Genomic DNA, 10781 nt, shown 5'->3' with positions numbered 1-10781 from the left:
AAATGGGTTCCATTTAGAATATTTGGCATCGAGGCAGAGATATAAAACTTATTTGGTTGGTAAAGGTATAATCCTGCTCCTACATTAAAGGTCGTTGTGTTAATGTCTTGCGAGAAAAACGGATCGCCTTCATCTATAGTATCAATCGATCCAATACCTATATCATGAAAGGTTCCTCCGGCTTTTAATCCCATAGCTAACTTTGTAACATTACCTACTGGTAATGTATATGAAAAGTCGGCATAAGCATTAGTCTCTGTTACTGGACCAACTTCATCACTTATAAGCGATAAACCTAATCCTACACGATTACCCACTGGTGAATGTATCGCTAGCGTTCCTGTGCTGGGTGCGCCTTCTAATCCAACCCATTGGCTACGATAAAGTGCACCTATGGAAACACTCTCACTTGAGCCAGCATAGGCCGGATTGACCACATTCATATTGTACATATACTGTGTGTACTGTGGGTCTTGTTGTGCTTGTACTCCTATTACGATAAAGAATACGATATATACTAGTTTCTTCATTTGGTTTTATGTTGGTTTTTTTTAGTTAGCTCTATTAATATATACCCATGCAGCTTTGGTCTTATTACCTTGATAGTTCATCACATAATAATAAGTACCTACTGGTAATTCATCGCCATCTTGAGACTGACCATGCCACTCATTTGTATAATTGTCTTTCTCGTATACTAAACGACCATTTCTGTTAAATACTTTTAGATTTTGTACATCATAACTACTAACATCGAAAGTCTCATTTAAGCCATCGCCATTTGGCGAAATACCTTGTGGTATTACACAAGTCTCTAACTCAACTATCACAATATCTTCAGTAGATACACAACCAGTATCATTAAACATTACTTCTATAGTATAAGTACCTGCTGTTAATACATTATCGATACTTAAATCTGTTTGTCCTGGCACTAAAACACCTTCATTATACCATGCAATAGTAACATTAGATTCCATATAGTTGTCTGCTGTTGCTGTTACTATAATTGGAACTGTAGCATTTGGACAGACTTCATAATCAAAATCTGGAGTAAATGAAGTTACAGGAATATCGTTAACAATAATATCAAATGACGTTGTTTTAAAACAATCTGTAGCTGCAGTATTTTCAATTCTAGCATAAATTGTCTGTGGATTAGATATATTATCATAAGGAGATACTAAGGCTCCTACTCCCATAGTTGCATCATCTAAAGTTGTGTGATATGAAACAGCAAACACTGTTGGATCTTGACCATTAAGAATATTTGGTGTATTTAATTCAAGATCAAAAGCTTCAACACCATCTCTTGTAGCATCGTCACACAAAATTAAATCTTGAACACCTGTTATTGTAGGAAGCGCTCCTAAAACAGATAAAGTAAACGAAGTATTTGTGCTCGCACAACCAGATCCCGTTCCTACAGAATCAACATCTTCTACTCTAACATAAATTATTGTTCCATCTGTAGCAGAATATGGGAATGTTATAGCACTCATTCCAGTTTGAGCATCATTAAGTGTCTCATGATATGTCACTGAAAAGTCTGCTGGGTTTTGCCCAGGATCACTTAAAATAATACTTGATAAACCACTAAAGTCAAATTCCTCAATACCATCACCAGACTCATCATCACATGTTACAATAGTTATCTCATCGGCAGGAACAACATCAACTATTGCCTCTTGATATAAGTTAACAATTACTGTAGTCGTTGCAAAGCCCATACATTGATCATCATATGCCGTAACACTGTAACAACCAGATTCTGTAATTGTTAAAGATGGCCCACTCAATGAAGGGTCAAAAATACAATTAGGAGACCATTCATAAGTGTCTGCAAAAGGAGAATTAACATTTAAAGTTATAGAATCAAATCCACATAAATTAGCTACACTTGGTGTAGAAGGATCACTATCATCATCTATAAATACAGCATCAGGGCTTTCAATTTCTGCTTCAATGTCTGCAGATAATGTACCTGCTCCAGGGTTAGATATGTTTGTTTGATTAAGCTGAATAATACCAGGATCTTGTGCAAAATTAGTAATTAATACAACATACAACTCTCCTTGTATTGCTCCAGTTATTGTGAAATTTTCAACAGGTGCTGCTGAATAACTACAGCCAACTACTGGAGTTGAAGGAAAATCTCCTGTTCCGCAAAAATCTTCGCCCGGAGCAAAAGGCCCCCATAGTGCAAAATCGACATCTAATTGTGCTCCAATTGGGTTTCCAGCTGCATCAAAGGCTGTATTTTGTACCATTTCAATTGCTATATCTCCAGTACTTCCAATTTCCATTATACTAAAAGTTGGATTTGGAGATGTAAATAAACAATCTATTTGACCTAATCCAGGTGTTATTCCTATTGTATTATAAGTATATAAATCTCCATTTCCAGGGCATAAATTTTCTGTAGTAACACAATCTATATTCGTTGGAGCAACATATGGTGTAATACATAAATCGAACGTAGTCGTTTCAGGATTTCCTCCTCCAGAAAACACTCTAATAAAATACGTGTTACCTATAACTAATTGCGGAGTAACACTTGATAAATCGTTTGATGTACAAGCTAATTCAACTAAGGTTCCACAGGTTCCTTCATATAATGCATGGTCTATATTGAATGTATTACTGCCTGCTAAATTAGCTAAAGCAATTAATTGAAATTCGCTTAATGCAGTAAACTGATACCAAACATCATCGTCTGGATTACCTGTACAAGTACCTGTAGGCACTCCAGAATCTGTAGCTTCAACTAATGTTCCTGGTGTACTCATTTCACAAATAAAGCTATCATTAACCACAGCAACTGTAGCATCAATACAATTATCATTATCTGGTGGACAAGCTGCTAATTGAATTGCAGAACTTGTAATTATACAATTACTATCCTGTTCATTACTAACTGTAAATATAATGTCTGTTAAGAAAGGGTATGGTCCAAACTGCACAACTCCTGTTGTTGTAACTGAAACAGCTGGATTTCCTTGATTATCTTGTATTCCAATAGACATAGCATCCCCTAAAGAAGTAATATCTACATCCACTAAGAATTGGTCACCGTTAGCGCAATCATCAACAACAACATAAGTTGCTACAGGATTTACACATGTTGCACACGATACTGTAATATCTAATGGGTTAATAGTAGCACTTCCTTGACAATTTACAGAACCATCTGAAGTAATTGTAAAAGATATTGTATCTCCAGTTGATTGATATGTAATGCCACTTACATCGCCATTGTTTCCATAAGGTGTAGCAGCATTTAAATCTGTAGTTCCGTCTGTATCAAAAACAACTAATTCATCCCAATTATTTTCAACATTTCCTGAATTAATAGTGAAATTTAATGGTGTTCCATCTGTACTAGTAAATGTAAATACATTGGTATCACTATTATCATAACAGTAATTAAAATTTTGTGGTCCTACAGCACAATCTACTGTGAAATTAAGTTGAACTGTTGTTGTAAAATTAACTGGACCTGCCCAATCGCTAAATCCATTAGCTCCACAATTTGATCTAACATACACTTCATAATCTGTTTCAAAAGTTAAACCAGTTAAGTTTATTGTAGTTGTTGTAGTAGCTGTTCCTGCTCCTGTTGGTAAGCCTGTACCTGCAGTTTGTACAACATATTCCCATTCAGTTTCTCCACCACCTGCCATCCAAGAAAGATCTGCAGATGTTCCAGCAATATTAGTTAAATTAATACCTCCAGGCACAACACATGTAGGTAACTCATCAAAAGTAACATCATCAATAGCAATATCATCATAAAAATCTCCAGTAACTGTTTCTGAGAATGTAAATCTTGCTTGTACATCTCCCGTAATTGTTAATGTACTAATATCTATTACTTTTAATTCCCATCCTACTGTATTAGTATTATAAGTTCCTACTGGATTCCATGCGGCTCCATCCCATACTTCTACATCTAAAGTAGAATTTGCATTACCTTCATTATCGCTAATCTCATAAAAAGATAAAGCTGGGGTTGTAAGCGTCGTTACATCTACTAAAGGAGATACTAATATCGTTGGTCCATCATTTCCAGATGCATCTACAACTGCATAATAATTTCCTGAAGCTGTAGCACCGGTTATAACACCATTGTTACCAACGTGATTTGGCCCTGCTATATTAAACTGCCAGTCTTCACCTCCAGACATGGCCCAACATACAGGAATAGTTCCTGCATTTTCAAAATCTTCTGTATAAGGAGCTGTAAATGTTACACATTCTGTAATAAAGTTTAAAGGACCAATCCAAGGGCTAAAATCACCTCCACAATCAGATCTTACATAAACTTCATAATTTGTTGCAGGTGTTAATCCCATAGCAACATATGGTGCATTTGTAGTTGTAGCCGTTCCTGCTCCAGTTGGTTGTCCAGTACCTTGAGGCTGAACCGCCACTTCCCAATTTGTTTCTGCTCCTCCAGCTGTCCATGTAATATTTGCACTTGCAGATGTCGCACTAACAAAAGTTAAATTTGTTGGCTCTGGACATGATACTTCAAAGACAGTAATATTATCAAATGCAACACCTTCATCCTGAACAGAACCATCTGATCCAAATGCAAAACGTAATATTACATTAGCTTGCGTATTTAACCCAATTAAATTGTGCCTTGCTACAACCCATGCTCCTGAACCATTATTACTAGAATTCCTTCCTGTCCATCCTTCTTGTTGACCTCCAGGGTTTCCATTTATTGTTCCATCTGTATACCAATTGTTGGGATCTCCAACAGCTCCAACATTTTGCCAACTTGCTCCGCTATCTATTGAAGATTGCAGAACTAAACCATCCCAACTGAATTCTGAATTCCACCAAATACTAAATTCTATGCCTGGTGCATTTAAAGCAGAAAAGTCAAATACAGGACTTGTTACTGTTGATGATTCATTTGCGTTATATGTTCCTGTTAAATTTGTAACCCAAGCATTTGCGCCTGAGGCAGCAGAATTAATAATTCCACCTGTTGGGGCTCCTAAAGCCCATGTTCCTGCTGTTGTATTATCTGCAGTCCAACCTCCATCTCCAGCTTCAAAATCTTCTGAATAAGGAAACGTAGTAATTTGTGCGTTAACTTGAAGCCCTAGAAAGAGCATCGTTAAAGTTAATAAAAGTGTAGTTTTTTTCATCATAGCTATTTTAATTAGATTAAAAAGTTTTCTAAGCTAAAAAAAAATACAATGGCTAAATAATTAACATTACTTTAATAGACTAAGTACGTTTATTAACGATTAAATGATAATAAAATTACAAACACATCATAGAACTATAAATATGTTAATTTAGACCGAACATTCATTCGACAAGGTTAAGGAGCAGGATTAGGAATTACCGAATGAATTTCATTTATCTCCTTTAAAAGCGTTTCATTTAAATTTATATTTATACTTTCAATATTTTCTTTTAATTGCTCTAAACTTGTTGCTCCAATGATATTACTGGTTACAAATGGTCTCTGATTTACAAAAGCTAATGACATTTGAGCTAAAGACATATTATTTTTCTCAGCTAATTCTAAATATTGCTTTGTAGCTATTGTAGATTGCTCACTACTATATCTTGCAAATCTTGGAAATAATTTTAATCTCGCATTATCTGCCGCAGTTTTCTTAATATATTTTCCAGAAAGCACACCGAAAGCCATTGGAGAGTATACTAATAGGCCTATATTTTCTCTCATTGAAATCTCTGCCATATCGCCTTCATATACTCTATTAATTAAAGAGTAAGCATTTTGAATAGTTGATGGTCTTGGCAGGTTATTTTTTTTAGATTCTTCTATATAACGCATTGTTCCCCATGCTTTTTCATTAGACAAACCAATATGACGTATTTTACCTTCTTTTATTACTTCATTTAAACTCTCTAAAACCTGCTTAAAATTATCTTGCCATTTATCATTTGTATTATGCGTATAATCTCTAACACCAAAGGTATTTGTGTTTCGTTCTGGCCAATGTAATTGATATAAATCAATATAATCTGTTTGCAATCTTTTTAACTCGGCATCTATGGCTTTTTTTATTGAGTTTCCTGTAAATCCTGTTGTTCGAATATGAGCAGTATAATCTCCTGGACCTGCAATTTTAGAAGCTAAAATGACTTTCTCTCTATTTCCAGTTTTTTTTAACCATGACCCAATAATTTTACTTGTTCTGCCTTGCGTTTCTGCGGTTGCTGGCACGGGATATAATTCTGCAGTATCAATAAAATTAACACCTTGATTAAATGCATAATTTAATTGCTCATGACCTTCTTCTTCCGTGTTTTGATTACCCCAAGTCATTGAGCCTAAACATATTTTACTAACCTTTATATCTGTATTTGGTAATGTTGTGTATTTCATTTTATGATTTTTTATAAAGTATATAATAAATGTTGAAGTTTAAACATCTAATTCTAAGAGAATAGGACAATGATCACTATGTTTTGCTTCGGTTAAAATAACAGCTCTTTTTATTTTTTCTTGTAGTGGTTTGGTAACCATTGCATAATCTAATCGCCAACCTTTATTATTTGCTCTGGCATTAGCACGATAACTCCACCAACTATACTCTACTTTTTCTGGATTTAAATAACGATAAGAATCTACTAATCCACTATCAATAAAACTACCTATCCATTCTCGTTCTACAGGTAAAAACCCTGAAACATTTTTCATTTTTGGGTTATGAATATCTATAGCTTCGTGACAAATATTATAATCACCACAAACCACTAAATTTGGAATGGTCTCACGTAAATGGGTTATATATTCTTGAATTTCTGCCATATAATTTAGCTTAAACTCTAAACGGTCTAAATTTGTTCCAGATGGTAAATACATACTCATCACCGAGACACCATCAAAATCTACACGAAGATTTCTCCCTTCAAAATCCATAGTTTCTATTCCTGTCCCATATTCTACATGATTAGGTTCAATTTTACTTAAAATTGCCACACCACTATAACCTTTTTTTTGGGCACTATACCAGTAATGGTATTTATAACCTGCTTCTTCAAAAACCGATAAGTCTAATTGCTCTTTCATCGCTTTTATTTCCTGTAAACAAATAACATCTGGATTAGCTCCATTAAGCCATTGTATAAAATCTTTTTTTAGTGCTGCTCTAATACCGTTAACATTATAGGATATGATTTTCATACTTATTATATTTCTGTTTTAGCTAAAATAAATAATACGTTACTTTTACAGTATAAATACTTTTGATTTTAATGAAAAGCTATTAACAAAATATATTGCTTTGTTTTTAGTTTAACTATTATATGAAATTCACAATTACTTTTTTTGTTTTTCTTTTTTTGAATTTTGCTTTTGCACAAGACAAAAACACAAACTACAGGCAAAAAACAGTTGCTTTAGCTAAAGATATTGTGATAGATAGTGTAAGTATAAATTCTAAAGACTTCTTGATTACTTTAAAAGACAAAACTCCTATTGATTCTTCATTTTATGATGTAGATTTCTCGAAAGCAACTTTATCTTTTAAAAAACCTGTAGAAACAGATTCTATTATTATTAATTATTTAAAATACCCACATTTTCTTACTAAAACCTACCAGCAGTTTGACGAAGCTGTCATTCTCGATAACAATGATAAGCTCAATAAGATTTATCGTATTTCTCAACCTAGTGAAAAAAACAATTTTACGCCTTTTGATGGATTAACTACTAGCGGAAGTATTTCTCGTGGAGTTACCATTGGCAATAATCAAAATTCGGTTTTAAATAGCGAATTAGATTTACAAATTACCGGAAAATTAAGTGATAAAGTCTCTCTTCGTGCTTCTATTCAAGATGCTAATATTCCTTTACAAGAAAGTGGATATTCTCAAAAACTAGATGAATTTGATCAAGTATTTATTGAAATTTTTAGTGATAAATGGAATGTTCGTGCTGGCGATATAGATTTAGTAAATAATGATTCTTACTTCTCTGCATTTTCTAAGCGAGTACAAGGCTTATCTTTAAAAGCCAATTTAGGAGATGATTCTCAAACAAATTTATATGCAGCTGGAGCAATTGTACGTGGTCAATTTGCTACTAGTCAGTTTACGGCTCAAGAAGGTAACCAAGGCCCTTACAAACTGCAAGGTCCTAATGGAGAATTATTTGTTCTTATTGTTTCTGGTAGCGAAACAGTCTATGTTAATGGTATTGTTGTAGATCGAGGTGAAAATGAAGATTATATTATAGATTATAATGCCGGTGAAATTATTTTTAATTCAACGTTTCCTATTACTTCCGAAATGAGAATTACAGTTGATTATCAATATAGCGATCGAAACTATTCTCGAATTGTAGCCTATGGTGGTGGTAATTATACTAGTGACACCTTTAAAATAGGTGCTACCGTATATTCAGAGAACGATTCTAAAAACAACCCATTACAACAAAATTTATCTGCAGATCAAGTCTCCATTTTAAATGATGCTGGAGACGATATGTCTCAAATGATTGCTCCTTCAAGTGTTGAAGAAGTTTTTAATGAGAATAGAATTCTTTATAGAAAAGTAATTATTGGAGCTGTAGAAGTTTTCGAATTTTCGAATAATCCTGATGATACTTTGTTTAGTGTACGTTTCACAAATGTTGGCGACAACCAAGGAAATTACATTATAAGTAGTATTAACGCTATTAATACTATTTATGAATACACCCCTCCAATTTTAGGCATTCCCCAAGGAAATTTTGAGCCAATAGTGCAATTGGTAGCTCCTACAAAATTACAAATTGCAGTTGTAAATGGTAGTTATAATCCATCAGAAAAAACCGCTATAACCTTTGAGGTTGCAGGTAGTAAAAATGATCTCAATTTATTTTCTAGTATAGATGACAACAATAATAATGGCTTAGCTGCTAAGCTTAATGTAAAACAGTCTCTAATAAAACAAGATAGCCTTTGGAATGTTGATACTTTTATTGACACCGATTTTATACAACAAGAATTTAGAAATATTGAAGGCTTATATAACCCTGAATTTAATCGTGATTGGAATATTGATTTATCTGTTACAAATGGTTTGAACGGTTCTTTTGGAGATCAATTATTATTTTCTGGTGGAGCCAATGTCTTTAATCATAAAAAAGGAACCGCTAAATATTTATTTGAGCATCTTAATTTCTCTAATGATTTTAATGGAAATAAACACAGTATAACTGCAAATTTATTCTTAAACGAAAAGCTCTCTATAGCATCCAACAGTAGTATTTTAAATACTAATGCTTCACTAACCAACTCTACTTTTTTTAGAACATATAACTCAGCAAAATATAATTTTAACAAATATTGGATAGGAGGAAGACTTGCAGCCGAAAGTAATAAACAAACAGAAAATACAACTCAAGAGCTAACAGACTTAAGTCAAGAATTTAAAGCATATGAAGCCTTTACAGGTATTGGGGACAGCACCAATGTTTTTGTTGAAATAGGCTATAAACATCGCGTTAACGATAGTATTAGAAACAATCAATTACAAAAAGTAAATAGCTCTAATACTTATTATTTAGATTCTCGATTAATAAAAAATGTAAAGACAAATTTGTCTTTATTTGTAAACTATAGAACACTTACAAGTGAAGACGAAGCTATAGAAGATGAACAATCTTTAAATTCTAGGCTGCTTTACAACCAACAATTCTTTCAGAATTTTATACAATGGAATACTGTTTTTGAAACCAACTCTGGCACATTACCTCAACAAGATTTTACTTATGTAGAAGTAGAACCAGGTCAAGGTGCCTACACATGGAATGACTATAATAATAATGGCATACAGGAATTAGAAGAGTTTGAGATTGCTCAATTTCAAGATCAAGGACAATATATTAGAGTATTACTGCCAAATCAAATATTTATAAAAACACATCAAAATAGATTTAGCCAAACACTAACATTAAATCCGGGCGATTGGATAAATAGCAAACATAAGGGGAAAAAGATTATTTCTCATTTTTATGATCAAGCCAGTTTTTTAATAGACAGAAAGCAAAAAAGAAATGGCAATGCTTTTAATTTAAATCCTTTTGATAACAATATAAATAACCAGTTAGGCTTGCAACAAAATTTTAGAAACGTCTTATTTTTTAATCGTGGCAAACAATATTACACAACTTCTTATACCTTTTTAAAAAACAAATCAAGAAATGTACTTAGCGTTGGTTTTATAGCTAATGCGTTAAGAAGTCATCAACTAAACTTTAATCATAAGTTTGCGACTAACTGGCTTATTAATTTCTTAGCTGGTTTTGATAAAAATGAAAGTGAAAGTGAAAATTTTGTAACAAAGAATTTCATAATTAATGAAGAGCGCTTCAATCCTAAACTATCGTATTTATTAAATGACAACATTCGTTTTGATGTTTTCTACCAATACAGTAATAAAGCAAATACAATTGGTGACTTAGAAACATTACAACAGCAAAAGTATGGCTTGTCTTTTGCTATTAATGCAAATGTAAAATCTGCAATTTCGGGAGAATTCAATGTATTTTCTAACACTTTTGAAGGTAATTCAAATTCACCCGTAGGTTACCAAATGCTTGAAGGTTTGCAACCAGGAAGAAACTTAACATGGAGTTTGTTAGCACAACAAAAGATAACAAAATACCTAGATTTAAATCTTAATTATTTTGGCAGAAAAACAGAGACCAGTAATACCATACACACTGGTACTATACAATTGAAAGCCTATTTTTAATTAACATAATTTAACGCAACCTTTTCTCCATTATTACATCT

5 protein-coding genes are annotated in these 10781 nt (G+C 33.0%); 1 reads left to right on the top strand and 4 read right to left on the bottom strand.

Translation table 11 applies throughout. The annotated features are described in order from the left end of the window. The 4 genes from Q0997_RS02765 to Q0997_RS02750 form a co-directional block, all read right to left on the bottom strand. Positions 1-530: type IX secretion system membrane protein PorP/SprF (locus Q0997_RS02765; protein WP_299884213.1), on the bottom strand; the 530-nt coding region annotated here is incomplete at its 3' end. Positions 531-551: 21 nt separating this feature from the next. After that, a complete protein-coding gene (locus Q0997_RS02760; RefSeq protein ID WP_299884211.1) occupies positions 552-5165 on the bottom strand; it encodes a gliding motility-associated C-terminal domain-containing protein in 4614 nt (1537 codons plus the stop codon). 179 nt (positions 5166-5344) lie between these two features. Further along, the gene (locus Q0997_RS02755) at positions 5345-6382 is read right to left on the bottom strand and encodes an aldo/keto reductase (RefSeq protein ID WP_299884209.1); all 1038 of its coding nucleotides are present in this window, start codon (positions 6380-6382) and stop codon (positions 5345-5347) included. A gap of 39 nt (positions 6383-6421) precedes the next feature. After that, the gene (locus Q0997_RS02750) at positions 6422-7183 is read right to left on the bottom strand and encodes an exodeoxyribonuclease III (RefSeq protein WP_299884207.1); all 762 of its coding nucleotides are present in this window, start codon (positions 7181-7183) and stop codon (positions 6422-6424) included. Between the two features lie 122 nt (positions 7184-7305). Here Q0997_RS02750 and Q0997_RS02745 point away from each other — a divergent pair, with 122 nt between their 5' ends. Next, positions 7306-10740, top strand: a complete 3435-nt coding sequence (locus Q0997_RS02745; RefSeq protein WP_299884205.1) for a hypothetical protein — start codon at positions 7306-7308, stop codon at positions 10738-10740. Positions 10741-10781 lie beyond the last annotated feature (41 nt).

Source organism: uncultured Lacinutrix sp. (assembly GCF_947500325.1).
GTDB lineage: Bacteria > Bacteroidota > Bacteroidia > Flavobacteriales > Flavobacteriaceae > Lacinutrix.
Note: the sequence above shows the minus strand (reverse complement) of the source record. Positions and strands in the feature narration are given on the sequence as shown.